The 16,289-nt window shown below is 54.3% G+C and carries 12 protein-coding genes and 1 other RNA gene; 12 read left to right on the top strand and 1 reads right to left on the bottom strand.

What is annotated here, in order from left to right:
* Positions 1-8 precede the first annotated feature (8 nt).
* Positions 9-1,853 (bottom strand): ATP-binding cassette domain-containing protein, encoded by a 1,845-nt coding sequence (locus KZZ10_RS14215; RefSeq protein WP_259662173.1) that lies wholly within the window; start codon positions 1,851-1,853, stop codon positions 9-11.
* A 124-nt stretch (positions 1,854-1,977) separates the two neighbouring features.
* Between KZZ10_RS14215 and rnpB the strand changes: the two genes are divergently transcribed.
* The 12 genes from rnpB (at position 1,978) to KZZ10_RS14155 (ending at position 16,288) form a co-directional block, all read left to right on the top strand.
* An RNA gene (gene rnpB / locus KZZ10_RS14210) (RNase P RNA component class A) lies at positions 1,978-2,390 on the top strand.
* Between the two features lie 234 nt (positions 2,391-2,624).
* A complete protein-coding gene (gene mraZ / locus KZZ10_RS14205) occupies positions 2,625-3,053 on the top strand; it encodes a division/cell wall cluster transcriptional repressor MraZ (protein WP_259662172.1) in 429 nt (142 codons plus the stop codon).
* Between the two features lie 3 nt (positions 3,054-3,056).
* Positions 3,057-4,124, top strand: coding sequence for a 16S rRNA (cytosine(1402)-N(4))-methyltransferase RsmH (rsmH, locus tag KZZ10_RS14200; protein ID WP_259662171.1), 1,068 nt, complete (start codon positions 3,057-3,059; stop codon positions 4,122-4,124).
* Positions 4,124-4,441, top strand: a complete 318-nt coding sequence (gene ftsL, locus KZZ10_RS14195) for a cell division protein FtsL (RefSeq protein WP_259662170.1) — start codon at positions 4,124-4,126, stop codon at positions 4,439-4,441. The genes rsmH and ftsL overlap by 1 nt, the downstream gene beginning before the upstream one ends.
* Positions 4,438-6,165, top strand: a complete 1,728-nt coding sequence (locus tag KZZ10_RS14190) for a peptidoglycan D,D-transpeptidase FtsI family protein (protein WP_259662169.1) — start codon at positions 4,438-4,440, stop codon at positions 6,163-6,165. The genes ftsL and KZZ10_RS14190 overlap by 4 nt, the downstream gene beginning before the upstream one ends.
* Positions 6,162-8,993 (top strand): bifunctional UDP-N-acetylmuramoyl-L-alanyl-D-glutamate--2,6-diaminopimelate ligase MurE/UDP-N-acetylmuramoyl-tripeptide--D-alanyl-D-alanine ligase MurF, encoded by a 2,832-nt coding sequence (gene murF, locus KZZ10_RS14185; RefSeq protein WP_259662168.1) that lies wholly within the window; start codon positions 6,162-6,164, stop codon positions 8,991-8,993. Before KZZ10_RS14190 ends, murF begins: the two co-directional genes overlap by 4 nt.
* Positions 8,983-10,155: a phospho-N-acetylmuramoyl-pentapeptide-transferase gene (gene mraY / locus KZZ10_RS14180; protein WP_259662167.1), complete on the top strand. Its 1,173-nt coding sequence runs from the start codon at positions 8,983-8,985 to the stop codon at positions 10,153-10,155. Before murF ends, mraY begins: the two co-directional genes overlap by 11 nt.
* Complete coding sequence (gene murD, locus KZZ10_RS14175; RefSeq protein WP_259662166.1) at positions 10,152-11,684, top strand: UDP-N-acetylmuramoyl-L-alanine--D-glutamate ligase; 1,533 nt, start codon at positions 10,152-10,154, stop codon at positions 11,682-11,684. The genes mraY and murD overlap by 4 nt, the downstream gene beginning before the upstream one ends.
* On the top strand, positions 11,681-12,874 hold the full coding sequence (gene ftsW / locus KZZ10_RS14170; RefSeq protein WP_259662165.1) for a putative lipid II flippase FtsW: 1,194 nt from the start codon (positions 11,681-11,683) through the stop codon (positions 12,872-12,874). The genes murD and ftsW overlap by 4 nt, the downstream gene beginning before the upstream one ends.
* Complete coding sequence (murG, locus tag KZZ10_RS14165; protein WP_259662164.1) at positions 12,871-13,950, top strand: undecaprenyldiphospho-muramoylpentapeptide beta-N-acetylglucosaminyltransferase; 1,080 nt, start codon at positions 12,871-12,873, stop codon at positions 13,948-13,950. Before ftsW ends, murG begins: the two co-directional genes overlap by 4 nt.
* Positions 13,947-15,344, top strand: a complete 1,398-nt coding sequence (murC, locus tag KZZ10_RS14160) for a UDP-N-acetylmuramate--L-alanine ligase (RefSeq protein WP_259662163.1) — start codon at positions 13,947-13,949, stop codon at positions 15,342-15,344. The genes murG and murC overlap by 4 nt, the downstream gene beginning before the upstream one ends.
* Entirely contained in the window at positions 15,341-16,288 is a 948-nt protein-coding gene (locus KZZ10_RS14155; protein WP_259662162.1) for a D-alanine--D-alanine ligase, read from the top strand. Before murC ends, KZZ10_RS14155 begins: the two co-directional genes overlap by 4 nt.
* Position 16,289: the final 1 nt, after the last annotated feature.

The following is a 16,289-nucleotide window of genomic DNA, read 5'->3' as shown; positions in this document are numbered from 1 at the left end:
TGTGCTCATCACGCCAATGATTTCGCCTCGAGCGCTTCCCAGCGCTCGAATTTTTTGGCGAGCTCGCTTTCGAGCTGCGCGAGCTGCTCCTGGATGGCCGAGAACTTACCCGGGTCGTTTTTGTAGAGCGTGCTGTCACCGAGCTGCGCGACCAAGGACTCTTGTTCGGCCTCGAGACTTTGAATGAGTGCCGGAAGCTCCTGGAGCTCCTTGGCTTCCCAGGGGGCTAGTTTATTCGGCCGTTGCCGAGCCGATGCGCTGTTTGCTGTTGGGCTCGCGCTGCTCGGCTTGTTGGTGTTGGGCGTCGTCGTGTCTATCGCTGCTTTTACTTGATCGATCGCCGGGCGAGGCTTGCGTGCTTTGCGTTGGCGTTCCCAGTCGACAAAGCCTCCCACATAATCCATCCATTTCCCATCCCCTTCGCTAGCGATCGTTTGCGTGACGACGTTGTCGAGAAAGGTTCGATCGTGGCTGACGAGGAGTACTGTTCCTGGATAGTCTTGAAGTAGTTCTTCGAGGAGCTCGAGTGTTTCAATATCCAGATCATTGGTTGGTTCGTCGAGCACAAGAATATTTGCTGGCCGCGCGAATAATCGTGCGAGCAACAAGCGAGCGCGCTCGCCACCAGAGAGACTTTTAACGGGCGACTGGGCACGTGCAGGCGCAAATAAAAAATCACCGAGGTAACTCATGACATGTTTGCGCGTTCCGCCGATTTCAATCCATTCGCTTCCGGGGTTAATCACCTCGGCAAGTGTCGCGTTTTCGTCGAGCTGACTGCGCATCTGATCGAAGTACGCGACGCTCAGGTTAGTGCCGAGTTTCACTGTGCCACTATCTGGCTCGATTGTGCCGAGGATGAGTTTGAGCAGAGTCGATTTGCCTGCGCCATTAGGGCCGATCAACCCGATGCGATCACCTCGCATAATTGTGGTCGAATAATGATTGACAACGCAGAGGTCACCAAAGGATTTGCTAACGTCGACAAGTTCGGCGACAAGTTTTCCAGAGCGCTGCCCTGCGTCGAGAGCGAGTTGAACGTTGCCTTGGCGTTCGCGACGATCTGCGCGTTCTACCCGCAGGCGCTCAAGACGACGGACGCGACCCTCATTGCGTGTTCTGCGTGCTTCGACCCCTTTGCGAATCCACACTTCTTCTTGCGCTAATAGCTTATCGAAACGTGCATTCTCGAGGCGCTGCGACTCCAGCCATTGCGCTTTGTGTCCTTGCCAATCGGTGAAGTTTCCGGGGAAGCTCAACAGCTGGCCGCGATCGAGCTCGACGATACGAGTAGCCACAGCATCCAGAAATCGCCGGTCGTGTGTGATGATGATGGCACTGCCTGGCCACTGCTTAAGTGTTGCTTCAAGCCACGCGATACCATCCAGATCTAAGTGGTTAGTTGGTTCGTCTAGCAGCAGAAGCGTTGGGTCATTGGCGATGGCACTGATAAGTGCAACGCGCTTACGCATGCCGCCCGATAAGGTGCCGACTAGTGCGTCCGGCGCAAGCTCAAGCTTATCGATCAACGCACGCACGCGTGAGGCGCGACCCCAGTCTTCACTGTCTGGATCGTATTCGCCCATGACGGTTTCCTCGATGGAGAGCGCTTCATCGAGAGTGGGTTCTTGCTCAACCGTTGCAACACGGACATGACCCGCGATATTGATCGCGCCGTCATCTGGTTGGTTGCGACCATCAAGCAAACGTAGCAGTGAAGATTTCCCCGCACCATTGCGCCCGATCAGTCCAATCCGTTCATTCGCTTGAATCGCGAGGTCGGCACCATCCAGAAGAGGGTGATGGCCATAAGCGAGGTGCACGCCATTTAGCGTAATCAGAGCAATCGACATGTAAGTTGCGCGTGCGAGGCACGAAGTGGGTTGTTAGACCGCTATTGTCGCAGGACGGCGTGCTTAACGTTTTCGCGGTCCGCAGTGGGAAGGTATGAGGTAATGCGCCGTACAATGTCGATGCAAGGCGAATTGGGCAATCGCGGTGCTTAATCGCATCGAGGAAGGTCCGGACTCCGTAGAGCGGGATAACGGTTAACGACCGTCCGAGTGTGGGTGGATGCGAATCCACTCACGCTTGAGGACTAGGGCCACAGAGACGAGTCTGCAAGGGGGGTGCGCTGAAAGGCGTACTCTTCCACGGTGTTCCCGTGGTGCACGAGGCGCTTGCGCCTTGAATTTTGCAGGGTGAAACGCGGCAACCTCTATCCGGAGCAACACCAAATAGGCATACGTGTGGCCTTGTGTCACGTTGGGCGGCTCGCCCGAGTATGCGGGTAGGTGGCTAGAGCACTTCAGCAATGATTTGCCCAGAGGAATGATTGCCAGCCCACGCAAGTGGGTTTACAGAATCCGGCCTATAGATTCGCCTTGCACCTAACTGCAAACTATTTTATGCGGGTTATCCCTATGCCTGCACTTCATAATCAACATTTAATTGATTATGCAATATGTTGATTTATTTGATTATTTCAGTTCTGAAATATTTCAAAAAAACTATCTAAGTCCTTGATCCTATTGAAAAAAATGCATTCTGCGCTTGACCAAGCTCAATCATTCACTTAGAGTGGTGAAAAGTAGGTTTTTGTGTATTTAAGTGGGGTAAATGGGGTGTTTCAAGGAAGTAGTGCGCTGACGCTTGATGCGAAAGGTCGGATCAATGTCCCGACCCGGCATCGCGATGCTCTGGTCGAGCAGGCGCAAGGCTGTCTAACGCTTACGCGGCACCCCGATGGCTGCTTGTTGGTCTATCCCCGGGCGCAGTGGGAAATTAAGCGCGAACAAATTGTGGCCTTCCCAATGCAGGCCCGCGCGCTACAGCGGTTGTTGCTTGGTAGTGCCCAAGATGTCGAAATTGATGGGTCGGGACGCATTTTGATTGCGCCTGAGTTGCGCTCTGCTGCCGGCTTCACACGTGACGTGATGCTGCTTGGGATGGGCGAGCACTTTGAATTGTGGGATGCCGCTGCCTTGGCGCGCCGAGAGGCTGCTGATTTGTCGCAAGGCATGGGTGATGTGTTGAACCAGTTTTCGTTTTAAGCCGTGACGCAGTTTGTCCATCGGCCCGTGTTGCTCGAGCCGACAGTCGAGTCGCTGGTGGGTGCGCAGTACGGTCGTCGTGGTTCGCATGCGTTAGATGAATTGCCTGATCAGCAGGCGAGATTGTCGGGTGTGTATGTAGATGGAACGTTTGGTCGTGGAGGGCATTCGCGTGCGTTGTTAGCGCGCTTGAATGCTGACGCTCGACTCGTGGTCTTTGATAAGGATCCGCAGGCGATCGCCGCGGCGCAGGAGTTAGCAGGACAGGACGCCAGGGTAACTGTTGTCCATGATGGGTTTTCAAGCATGGTTGATGCGTTGTCTGCGTTAGGCGTGCGAGAGGTAGATGGCGTGATGTTGGATCTCGGGGTGTCTTCACCTCAGATCGACGAGGCGGGACGTGGTTTTTCATTCATGCGGGATGGTCCGCTAGATATGCGAATGGATACGACGCGCGGTGAGACAGTGGCGCAATGGTTGGCGCTGGCAAGTGTTGATGACATGCGGGAGGTCATAGGACGTTATGGCGAAGAACGGTTTGCTTTTCAGATTGCAAAGGCGATTGCTACTCGCCGCGCAACAAGTCCGGTGGCAACCACGCTCGAGCTCGCCGAGCTCGTGTCAGGCACCGTCCGTACGCGCGAAAAGGGCCAGCATCCGGCTACACGCACCTTTCAGGCTTTACGGATTTACATCAATCATGAACTCGAAGAGCTCGAGAGCGCCCTCCCGGCAGCTCTAGGTTTATTAAAAACAGGCGGACGTATGGCCGTGATTAGCTTCCACTCGCTGGAAGATCGCGTCGTCAAGCAGTTCATTACCGCAGCATCCCGACCGGAAGCTGCGTATGCCCGCCTCCCTCTGCGCGAAAGCGAAATGCCACAGCCTGTTCTGCTGGGGCTCGCGCGCATCTTGCCAAGTCATAGCGAAATATCCGAGAACCCGCGGTCTCGCTCTGCCGTGCTGCGCGTTGCGGAGCGTACGTATACGCCATTCGGTCCTGAGGGTGCTCAGGCCTTTATGCCCCCCGCACGGCGTGATGCCGCGCGCTCCAAAAAAGGGGCGCGTTGATGGGGCGTCTCTCCGTGCTGGCCGCGATTGTGTTGATGTTCTCGGCGATCTCTTTGGTGACGGCACGGTATCAGGCTCGACAGTTGTACAACCAACTCGATAAATACACGACGCAAGCCGAAGACCTAGAGATTGATTGGCGTAAGTTGCAGTTGGATCGTGCACAGGCCTCTCGGAATGCACACGTCGACAAGGTCGCGCGTGAAGAGCTTCGCATGAACGTGATTGCGCCAGATCGCACAATCTACGTCAGTCAGCCATTGGCTAACCAGCCACCCACGAGTCAGTCCGCTCCTGAGTCTGGGAGCCGCCGATGAAGCATATGCCATTCTTCAGCAATCCGATGCTCAAAGCGCCTTATCCATTGTGGCGTGGACGATTGGTGTTGTCGTTGATTGGTTTGGCCTTCTTGGCTTTGATCGCACGAGCCATCTACTTGCAGGGATTCACCACCGAGTTTTTGCAACAGCAAGGTGAAAAACGCTACGAAGTGACGCAGCCGCTGTATGCAAGTCGCGGCAAGATACTGGATCGCAATGGAGTAGTGTTGGCTGCCAGCATACCTGCCCGTGCGATAGGGTTTACTCCAAAGCACGCCAAAACACTTAGCGACGAGCGTTTAAAAAAACTAGCCGAGCTGCTTGAAGTGCCTGAGGCTGATCTGAAAACAAAGATCGATCCGGAAAAAAAGACGTTCATTTATTTGAAACGCCAGGTGCCTATCGAGGTGGCTCAGCAGATACAAAAAATGCGGATCCCAGGTGTGAGTCTTCACAGAGACAATCGTCGCTACTACCCGGAAGGTGAGGTAGCGGGCAATATTGTTGGCCTCAACACTCTGGATGATCATGGACAGGAGGGCGTCGAACTTGCCTTTAATGATCAGTTGGCCGGCAAGGGCGGAAGCCGAAGAATCTTGCGTGACCGGATGGGACGTAAGATCGACGACGTGAAAGACGTCGATAGCCCGGTGGATGGGCGCGATATTCAGTTGTCCATCGACACGCGGATACAGTATCAGGTGTATCGCGCGTTACAAGAGGCCATGGTAACGAATAAGGCTAAAGGCGCCGCAGCGGTCGTGATCGATGTGAAGTCGGGTGAAATCTTGGCCCTCGGAAACATGCCGACTTACGATCCGAACAAGCGCGAAACATTTCGCAGTGGCAATATGCGCAATCAAGCGTTAACCGATACCTTTGAGCCGGGTTCGATCATGAAGCCTTTTACGGTTGCCTTGGCGCTGGAACTCAATCGTATTACGCCGTCGACACAATTTCGCACTGGAAATGGCAAGTTCGCCTACCAGGGTGCAACGATCAGTGATGTCAGTGCGAATGGCACGCTGGATCCGGCGGGCATTTTGCTCAAATCCAGCAATATCGGCATGACCTTAATTTCAGAAAAGCTTGAGTCTCGTGAAATGTGGACGCGCTTTAATGAACTTGGCTTGGGTCAAATGCCTCAGACGGGTTTTCCGGGTGAGGTACCAGGTCGTTTGCGGCCTTGGGAGCGCTGGCGTCTGATCGAAAAGGCGACTATGTCCTATGGCTACGGGTTGTCTGTGTCGTTATTGCAGATGGCGCGCGCCTACTCCGTCTTTGCCCGTGATGGTGATATGGTGAGCCTGAGTCTGATCAAGCGCGATCAGCCGCCTGCGACGACCCAAGTTTATCCTCCTGAAGTCGCTCGACGAGTGCGTTTGTGGCTAGAAGCGTCAGCGGGTCCGGAAGGTGCGAAAGCGGCACAGGTGCAGGGATATCGCGTTGCTGGCAAGAGCGGTACTGCGCGCAAGATTGTTGATCGTAAATACAGCACGAGTCGTTATCGCGGCTCCTTTGTGGGCTTTGCTCCGGTGTCGAATCCACAGATTGTGGTTGCGGTCACGATAGATGAGCCAAGCTCGGGGGTGTATTACGGCGGCCGTGTCGCTGCACCCGTTTATGCCAGTATCGTCGGCAGCACCTTGCGGATTTTGGGTGTTCAGCCTGACGCGCCTTTTGCCTCGACTGTTGCGGCGACGCAGGGGGCTACGCGATGATCCGTGCAGAACTACTCGCTAAAAATATATCGATCCCCGCGCTTGTTGAAAAGATCAGGGCAGCAGTTCAGTTTGGCGCACAGTTGCATATGGACTCTCGCGCTTTGAGGGCGGGCGATGTTTTTGTTGCATGTCCCGGCGTAGTTGGCGACGCACGAGCCTTCCTTGATGCCGCAATTCAAGCAGGTGCCGCCGCGATTGTGGTGCATGTTGAGAACGCAAAAGAATGGCAAGACCGGTCCGCGAGTATTCCAATTTTTGGCGTCGAGAACTTGAAGTCACGCGCCGGAGAATTTGCAGATCTTTGGTATGGGCAGCCGTCGAGTCAGCTTCGCGTGGTCGCGGTTACAGGTACGAATGGCAAAACAAGTTGTGTTCAGTGGTTGGCCCAAGCACTTCGGAGCGAGGGTGTCGCAGTTGGCGTCATCGGTACTTTGGGGGTGCATTACCCTGAAGGCTCGACCGCGAGCGGACAGCTAACCACGCCGGATGTGGTTTCCGTGCACCGTACGCTGGCTGAGATGCGCACACGCGGTGCTGCAATTGTGGCTCTTGAGGCTTCCTCAATCGGCTTAGATCAAGGTCGACTCGACGGTGTGCGCATCGCCCATGCCGCGTTTACGAATTTGTCGCGTGATCACCTGGATTACCACCTAACGATGCAGGCGTACGAGGCGGCCAAGCTCCGTTTGTTTGTGCATCCCGGTTTGCAGGGGGTCGTGCTTAATGTCGATGATCCAGTTGGGGTGAAATTAGCTCGAACCGTAGCAGTGCCGACTTTCACATTTAGCTTGTCGCGCCAGGCCGATTCAGCAAATCTCACGGCACGAGATCTCTCTACCAATCTGCGTGGTGCATCCTTTGTCTTATGCGAACGTACAGAGTGTGTCGAAGTACAGACACAGGTGCTGGGTGCGCACAATGTCGCAAATCTCCTTTGTGTCGCTGGTTTGTTGCGTCAACTTGGCTGGACTCTCTCTCGGATCGGCGTGGCCTTTGAGAAAATTAAACCAGTAAGTGGCCGACTACAACGGATTGAGCCAATTGTTTCGCATGCGCCAAGCCCAACGGTTGTGGTGGATTATGCCCACACACCGGACGCGTTAGAGCGCGTATTGCGCACTCTGCATATCGTTGCCCAAAGCCGTGGTGCAAAATTATGGTGCGTATTTGGGTGTGGCGGGAATCGTGATACCGGCAAGCGTTCGCTTATGGGCGCAGTGGCGCAAAAGCTAGCAGACCGTGTGGTTGTGACCAGTGATAACCCGCGTAATGAGACGCCTCAAGCAATTATTGCCGATATTATTTCGGGCTTGGCGAGCGGTGCAGCGAATGTGTTGATTGAGGCGGATCGGGCGCAGGCAATTCTGCATGCTGTGCTGAACGCTGAGCCCGAAGATATTGTGTTGCTTGCTGGCAAGGGTCATGAGGCCTATCAAGAAACGAAGGGTCTGCGAACCTTCTTCGATGATGGGCACTGGGCGCAGGCTGGCTTGGTATTGCGCCAGGAGTGCAGCGTTCAGACTGATTCCAGAAAACTGGAAGCGGGTGCCGTATTTTTAGCGCTACGTGGCGAAAATTTTGATGGACACGATTATCTTGAGCAAGTTGCTGCTGCCGGGGCAGTCGCGGCGTTTGTTGATCAGCCTGTTGCCGGGGTGGCGCTTCCACAAATAGCGTTGGGAGACACACGCGCAGCGCTACTGATACTTGGCCATGCATGGCGTAAGCAGTTTGCTGTGCCAATTATTGCGGTGACAGGTAGTAACGGTAAAACAACGACGAAGGAAATGATTGCGTCGGTTCTGGCCGCATGGGTGGGTGAGGCTAATCGCTTAGCGACGACAGGCAATTTGAACAATGAGTTGGGCGTGCCGTTGACATTGCTCAGACTTCGCGCACAACATCAAGTTGCTGTGATCGAGTTGGGAATGAATCATCCGGGTGAGATCGCAGTCTTGGGTGGCGTCACCCAACCAACGGTCGCTTTGGTCAACAATGCGCAGCGTGAACACCAGGAATTCATGGTGAGCGTCGAGGCTGTTGCCCTTGAGAACGCTGCCGTATTTGACGCGCTGATGCCTGGTGGCACTAAGGTCTATCCGGCGGACGATACATTCGCCTCTTTGTGGGCTGATTTGGCGGGCCAGCACGCATCTAGTACGTTTGGCTTAACCGCACCAGCTCGTATTTGGGCAAGTGATATTGAATCGGACGTATTGGGCTCTAGTTTCGTGTTGCACACACCTCTTGGGCAGGGCGAAGTGGTATTGCCTGTGCCTGGAATCCATAACGTACGTAACGCCCTCGCGGCAACAGCGTGTGCACTGGCGAGTGGCGCTCCATTGGCCGCTGTGATCCAAGGGTTACAGGGGTTTCGCGCCGCCAATGGCCGGATGCAACCGCATCGACTTAGCAATGGTCGTGTACTGATTGACGACACCTATAACGCGAATCCAGATTCAGTACGTGCCGCGATTGATGTCTTGGCAAGCTTGCCATCGCCTCGTGTCTTGGTGCTGGGTGATATGGGTGAGGTTGGAAACAACGGACCCGCCATGCACACGGAAGTGGGCGAGTATGCCCGCTCACGAGGTATCGACGTGCTGCTGACCTTGGGTCAGGCGACGCGCGACAGTGTCCAGGCGTTTGGTCCGGGAGCGCATCATTGTGAGTCGCCCGAGCAAGTGTGCGAGATGCTTGGCAACCTGGCCGTCGCTAGTTTGCTCGTAAAGGGTTCGCGGTTTATGCGCATGGAGCGCGTAGTGCGCGGGTATGAGGAAAAATATGGGACAACTCCCGAGGGGCTGGTGAAGCATGCTGTATGAGTTGTTCGGTTGGTTGGCAGATAACCACGTACGCGGTTTTGGTGTGTTTGAGTACATCACCTTGCGTGCGGTACTTGCGTGTGCGACGTCTTTGTTAATCGGTCTGATTGCGGGCCCTTGGGTTATCCGTAAGCTGACTGAATTAAAAATTGGTCAAGCTGTTCGTAGCTATGGCCCAGAGAGTCATCTCGTTAAAACTGGCACGCCAACGATGGGTGGCGCACTGATTTTGATCTCTATAGGGGTGAGTACTCTCCTTTGGGCAGACTGGAGTAATCGGTTTGTTTGGGTTGTATTGTTGGTGACCTTTGGCTTTGGTTGGATCGGCTGGGTAGATGACTACCGCAAAGTGGTGCATCGTGACCCTGAGGGCATGCCTGCTCGTCAAAAGTTTTTTTGGCAAGCGCTCATCGGACTGATTGCCGCCGTGTATCTGACCTTCGCAATTTCTGCACCAGGCACGAGTAACGTCTGGCCTTTGATGCGTGATTGGTTTAATAGTGGCTTTACTTTAGTACTGCCAACACGGACCGACTTAATCGTGCCATTTTTCAAAACGGTGAGCTATCCACTTGGGGTTTTTGGCTTTGTATGTTTGAGCTGGTTCGTCATTGTTGGAACAAGTAATGCAGTGAACCTGACCGATGGCTTGGATGGTCTAGCAATCATGCCAACTGTCATGGTTGGCTCTGCCTTGGGCGTATTTGCGTATGTAGTCGGTCGCGTCGATTACTCGCGCTACCTGCTCTTCCCCTACATTCCAGGCGCTGGCGAATTGATGGTCCTGTGTGCCGCACTCGCTGGTGCAGGGCTAGCCTTCCTTTGGTTTAACGCCCATCCTGCCCAGGTATTCATGGGTGATGTGGGTGCGCTAGCGTTGGGGGGTATGTTGGGGACGGTCGCCATTATTGTTCGTCAGGAAATTGTCTTGTTCATTATGGGCGGAGTATTTGTTGTTGAAACACTTTCTGTGATGCTGCAGGTTGCCTGGTTCAAATACACCAAGCGTAGGTATGGGACGGGACGTCGAATTCTTCGCATGGCTCCTTTGCATCATCATTTTGAGGTTGGTGGCTGGAAAGAGACACAAGTGGTGATTAGGTTCTGGATTATCAGCATGATGCTGGTACTTGTTGGTTTAGCTTCACTCAAAATTCGATGAACGATACGCTTAACGTTGTCACCTTCCCCTCCCGTGTCTTGATTGTCGGACTCGGTGAGACAGGCGTTGCTGCTGCCCGTTGGTGCGCGCGGCAGGGGGCGAACGTTCGTGTGGCGGATACTCGCGAAGTCCCCTCCGGTCTTGAGGCACTTCGTCAAGATCTCGATCCTACTTTGCTTGAGTTTCACCTGGGTTGTGATGTATTTGCTGAATCCTTGCTAGATGAAGTCGACGCGTTGGTGCTAAGCCCCGGTCTCGCGCCAGGGATGTCCCCTGTCCGCGAGCTACTTGACGCTGCGCAGTCGCGGTCGATTGAAATCATCGGTGAAATTGAATTGTTCGCACGTGCACTGGAACAACTAAAACAACAGACGGGTTACGCCCCTAAAGTGTTGGGTATCACCGGTACAAATGGCAAAACAACGGTGACGGCGCTCGCCCGCCACATGTTGACCGCCGCAGGAATAAAAGCGCGGGCTGCGGGCAACATTAGCCCGGCAGCACTACAGGCGTTGAGTGAGTGTCTCGATGCCAACGACTTACCTGATGTCTGGGTGCTTGAGTTATCGAGTTTTCAGCTCGAAACGACGCAAAGTTTGCGCTGCACGATGGCGACCGTATTGAATGTCACGCAGGATCATTTGGATTGGCATGGGACGATGGAGGCTTACGCGGCGGCGAAAGCGCGTATCTTCGGGATGTCCGACACCGTGCTCGTCAATCGAGATGATGGGTGCGTGATGCAAATGATTGAATCTTTAGGCGCCGTAAATGTTCGCAGCTTTGGCCGCGACGTACCGATGCTTGCCGGTGATGTTGGGATTGAGACTAATAACGGTGTAACTTGGCTGTGTATGAGTGAGCCCACCGAGTTTGACGATGACTTACCCGCACCGGTTAAGCGTAAGAAAAATGCGCCGGAGCCGCAGCGTCAGGCCGGTCGCATGGTGCGTATGATGCCCGCCGATGCGCTGGGTGTTAAAGGTACGCATAACGTTCTGAACTGCTTGGCTGCACTTTCGTTGGCTCGGGCGTGTGGCGCGGGGCTTGCGCCCATGTTGCGCGCTGCGACCGAATATGTTGGTGAGCCGCATCGGATGGAGTTCGTTCGTACGATCGGCGGTGTCGATTTCTTTAACGATAGTAAGGGAACGAACGTTGGTGCCACGGTTGCAGGCCTCGATGGGTTGGGACGCCGCTTTGTATTGATTGCTGGTGGCGTGGGCAAGGGGCAGGACTTTACGCCCCTAGGCCCAGTCATTACCAAACAGGCTCGCGCCGTAATTTTGATCGGACAGGATGCAAACCTGATCGCACAGGTGTTGAGTACGAATGACGTATCAATCGACTTCGCCGCCAATATGCAGGAGGCCGTCACGCGTGCTTTCGGCCACGCGAGCGAGGGTGATGCTGTGGTGTTATCGCCGGCGTGCGCCAGCTTCGACATGTTTAGAAACTATCCGCATCGTGGACAGGTATTCGCCGAAGCAGTAGCAGAGCTAGCTCTTGAGCAAGGGGAGGTGGTGTGAGCCTCTTTGCTGAGTTGACCTCGAGTGTGAATGCCGTCCCGCCTGGACGCACGACGATGCGCAATTATGATTTGACATTGATCGTTGCGACGGCGATCTTGGTCGGCATCGGCATTCTGATGGTCTATTCGGCTGCTATTGCGCTCGCTGACGGTCCTCGCGGACAAAACTTTAGCCGCTATTCGTTTGTGCTCCGGCAATCGGTTTTCGCTGTAATCGGTACGTTCTTAGCAACACTCGTGCTTACTGTGCCAATCGAATCGTGGCGCCGCACATCGCTTTGGTTTTTTGGGTTTAGTGTCTTGTTGCTAGTGTTGGTGCTCATCCCAGGGATTGGACGAAAAGCGAATAACGCTTGGCGCTGGCTACCCATCGGACCATTAACATTTCAGCCTTCTGAGATGATGAAGCTGGCAATCATCATCTTTACGGCGGACTACGTGATTCGCAAGCAGCAATTTATTCAAAGCTTGCGACGGGGTTTTCTTCCCATGGCCGTGATCTTAGGCATCGTTGCATTTTTGTTAATGCGCGAGCCAGATTTGGGTGCACTGGTTGTGGTCGTCTGTATTGCGCTTGGAATTTTGTTTGTTGGTGGGATCAATGCAGTGATATTTTCGGGGCTCGTTGGCGTCATTGTGTCTGGATTCGCCCTCACAATCTGGCTCACGCCTTGGCGGCTACAACGCGTCTTCGCCTACCTGAACCCGTGGAATCCAGACTATGCACAGTCTACGGCCTACCAACTGTCGCACTCATTAATGGCAATCGGTCGTGGCGAGTGGACGGGCGTCGGCCTTGGCGGCAGCGTAGAGAAATTACATTATTTACCCGAGGCGCATACTGACTTTATTGTTGCAGTAATAGGTGAGGAGCTTGGTTTTCTTGGCATATTGCTGGTCGTGACCTTGTTCTCGGTCATTATCTATCGCTGCTTTGAAATCGGCAGGCAAGCGATCGCGATGGAACGCGTATTTGGAGGCTTGGTTGCGCAGGGTGTCGGAATTTGGTTTGGGGTGCAGGCGTTTATCAATATAGGCGTTTGCCTTGGTCTATTACCCACCAAGGGCCTAACTCTGCCTCTAGTCAGTTATGGCGGTTCGGGCATCTTGATGAACTTGATCGCGATTGCAGTCGTGCTTCGAGTCGACTTTGAGAATCGTAATTTAATGCGGGGAGGAAGAGCATGAGTTCGACCTCTCCCGTGGTTCTTATCATGGCAGGCGGAACCGGCGGACACATTATGCCGGGTCTGGCGGTTGCTGATGTTTTGCGTGACCGTGGCTGGACAGTGCGTTGGTTAGGGCACCCAGAAAAGATGGAGGGCAAACTGGTTCCCGCCCGTGGTTATGAACTTTGTCCCTTGCGTTTTGCTGGGCTACGGGGCAAGGGTTTCGTCGATCAACTTAAAGCACCATTCCGATTCATGCGTGCACTGGTTCAAGCGTGGGGGCACTTCACACGCATCAAGCCCAACGTAGTCCTAGGTATGGGTGGCTACGTTGCATTCCCTGGCGGCGTTGTCAGTGCTTTGCGCGCAAAGCCGTTGGTGCTGCACGAACAAAATGCAATTGCTGGCATGACGAATCGCTATCTGTCGCACCTCGCTCGGCGTGTCTTAAGCGGCTTTCCGGGAGCGATTCCCGGTGCTGAGGTGGTCGGTAACCCAGTACGCAAAGAAGTTGTGCGCCTTCCAGATCCTAGTGAAAGATACGGCCAGCGCAGTGGTCCATTGCGGGTATTGGTCGTGGGTGGCAGCCTTGGTGCAACCGCGTTAAACACAGTCCTACCTCAGGCATTTGCTCAAATGCAACCGCAGGCGCAACCCATCGTGACTCATCAGGCAGGTGCGCAGCATATCGAGGCGTTGGAGCGTGCCTATGCCGATGCGGGAGTGCAGGCTCAATGTGTTGCGTTTATTGACGATATGGCGACTGCGTTAGGTCAAACCGATCTGCTGATTTGTCGGGCTGGTGCGATGACTGTCGCTGAGGTATCCGCAGCAGGTGTTGCCGCTCTTTTTGTGCCATTCCCGTTTGCTGTCGATGACCATCAGACCGCGAATGCAAAATTTTTGACTGATGCGGGAGCAGGCTGGGTGTTGCAACAAAAAGATATGACCGCAGAGGGTGTCGCGCAATGGTTATCACTTCGCACACGTGATGAGTTGAATGCTGTAGCGCAACGCGCACGCGCACACGCTCAACCCCACGCCGCGCAGCGGATTGCAGATATTTGCGAAGAATTGGCCGGAGGCAAAGCATGAAACATCGTCTTCAGCATATTCATTTTGTCGGAATCGGTGGTTCTGGCATGAGTGGAATCGCAGAAGTGTTGCTGAACTTAGGCTATCGAATTTCAGGGTCGGATCTCGCGCATTCGTCTGTTACGCAACGACTGCAGACGCTCGGTGCGACGATTGCGCTTGGTCATCAGAAGGAGAATGTCCTCGGAGCAGATGCGATCGTGACCTCGACTGCTGTGGCAAATAACAATCCGGAGGTGATCGCTGCGCGTGAAGCTCGGATTCCCGTCGTTCCGCGCGCTGTCATGCTTGCAGAATTGATGCGTCTCAAGCGCGGGATCGCAGTGGCCGGTACACACGGAAAAACGACAACGACGAGTTTGGTCGCGAGCGTGCTGGCGTCTGGTGGGTTAGACCCCACCTTCGTAATTGGTGGCCGTTTGAACTCTGCAGGCGCTAATGCTGGCTTGGGCGCAGGTGACTATATTGTTGTCGAGGCAGATGAGTCGGACGCTTCCTTCTTGAACCTACTGCCTGTGATGGCCATCATTACGAATATTGATGCCGATCATATGGATACATACGGGCACGATATTGCGAAACTCAAGAGTGCGTTTGTCGAATTCACGCAGCGTTTGCCATTCTATGGAAGTGCAATTGTTTGTTCGGATGACCCCAATGTACGCGACATCATTCCCTTTGTATCAAGACCGCTTATTACCTATGGTTTAAATGCAGAAGCACAGTTTCGGGCCACTAACGTACGTGCAACCGGCACGCGCATGCAGTTTGATGTCTTACGAACTACGCGACAAGGCACGATGCCCTTGTTGTCGATAGATTTGAGTTTGCCAGGCAAACATAACGTATTGAATGCGTTGGCTACGATCGCTGTCGCGACTGAGCTCGGGGTGGATGACCTTGCAATTGCGAAAGGCCTGTCAGAATTCCGAGGAGTGGGCCGGCGCTTCACCCAAGTTGGTGATTTTGCCGCATCAAAAGGCGGCACCTTCAGCGTGATTGATGACTATGGTCACCATCCGGTTGAAATGGCTGCGACGTTAGCTGCGGCACGCGGTGCGTGGCCGCAGCGCCGCATCGTCTTGGCCTTTCAGCCTCACCGCTACACGCGGACGCGCGATTGCTTTGAAGATTTTGTCAAAGTCCTGAGCTCGGCGGACGCTGTGTTGCTTACCGAGGTATACGCCGCGGGCGAGCCTGCCTTGGTTGCTGCAGATGGGAGAGCGCTCGCACGCGGTGTTCGCGTGGCCGGTAAGGTCGAGCCTGTATTCGTCGAAGACGTTTCTGCCATGCCAGAAGCAATCAAAAATTTTGCGCAAGATGGTGATGTCGTGATCGTTATGGGTGCGGGATCCATCAGCAAAGTACCGGATCAACTTGGGGGGTTGCGATGACTTATCCAATGGGTCGTGTGGGAGTCCTTTACGGTGGTAAGTCGGCTGAGCGCGAGGTCTCGATCATGTCTGGCACCGGCGTGCATGCAGCGCTTGTGAGTCAGGGAGTGGATGCACACTTGTTTGATACGGGCATACATAGTTTGAGCGAACTGGCAGACGCAAAGTTTGATCGCGTCTTTATCGCGCTCCACGGTCGCTTTGGTGAAGATGGAACGATACAGGGTGCGTTGGAGCTATTGGGGATTCCTTATACCGGTAGCGGTCCGATGGCATCCAGTCTTGCAATGGACAAGATTATGACCAAGCGAATCTGGATCGAGGCTGATTTGCCTACGCCAGGTTACGCAGCTTTGCTTGATGAGCAAAGTGTGAAGAGCGCCGTTGATCGTTTAGGTCTACCTCTGATGATGAAACCACCGCATGAGGGTTCGACGCTCGGTATCGTCAAGGCGGTGCAGGCAAGCGATGCGGTTGGCGCCTACCGTCATGCCGCTCAGTATGACGATGTCGTGTTAGCGGAGCAGTTTATTTCTGGTCGCGAGTTAACGGTAGCGATTCTGGGCGGCGGCGACTCCGCGCGCGCCTTACCGCTCATTGAGATTGTGGCGCCAGACGGTAATTACGATTACCAAAATAAATATTTTTCTGATGACACACGCTACTTGTGTCCCGCGCCGATCGAACCGGCCCTTGCTGCACACATTGCTCAAATTAGCGTTCAGGCTTATCGGGCGCTTGGGTGTGAAGGGTGGGGGCGTGCAGATGTCATCCTCGATGCGGCGGGCAAAGCGTGGCTAATCGAGATGAATACGTCCCCTGGCATGACAGGACACTCGCTCGTGCCGATGGCAGCTAAAGCAGTTGGAATGGATTATCCCAGTTTGTGTATGCATATCTTGAGTGAGGCCCGCTGCAAAGTGGGTCGTCTCAAGCAAGAGTAAC

This window comes from Zwartia hollandica (genome assembly GCF_019923725.1).
Taxonomy (GTDB): Bacteria; Pseudomonadota; Gammaproteobacteria; order Burkholderiales; family Burkholderiaceae_B; genus Zwartia; species Zwartia hollandica.
Note: the sequence above shows the minus strand (reverse complement) of the source record. Positions and strands in the feature narration are given on the sequence as shown.

What these genes read in the sequence shown, in the direction of transcription:
- ftsL (WP_259662170.1), top strand. Translation starts at nt 4,124, where the DNA reads ATGGGGCGTCTCTCCGTGCTGGCCGCGATTGTGTTGATGTTCTCGGCG.
- KZZ10_RS14155 (WP_259662162.1), top strand. Translation starts at nt 15,341, where the DNA reads ATGACTTATCCAATGGGTCGTGTGGGAGTCCTTTACGGTGGTAAGTCG.
- KZZ10_RS14215 (WP_259662173.1), bottom strand. Translation starts at nt 1,853, where the DNA reads ATGTCGATTGCTCTGATTACGCTAAATGGCGTGCACCTCGCTTATGGC.
- KZZ10_RS14190 (WP_259662169.1), top strand. Translation starts at nt 4,438, where the DNA reads ATGAAGCATATGCCATTCTTCAGCAATCCGATGCTCAAAGCGCCTTAT.
- murG (WP_259662164.1), top strand. Translation starts at nt 12,871, where the DNA reads ATGAGTTCGACCTCTCCCGTGGTTCTTATCATGGCAGGCGGAACCGGC.
- murF (WP_259662168.1), top strand. Translation starts at nt 6,162, where the DNA reads ATGATCCGTGCAGAACTACTCGCTAAAAATATATCGATCCCCGCGCTT.
- murC (WP_259662163.1), top strand. Translation starts at nt 13,947, where the DNA reads ATGAAACATCGTCTTCAGCATATTCATTTTGTCGGAATCGGTGGTTCT.
- mraY (WP_259662167.1), top strand. Translation starts at nt 8,983, where the DNA reads ATGCTGTATGAGTTGTTCGGTTGGTTGGCAGATAACCACGTACGCGGT.
- murD (WP_259662166.1), top strand. Translation starts at nt 10,152, where the DNA reads ATGAACGATACGCTTAACGTTGTCACCTTCCCCTCCCGTGTCTTGATT.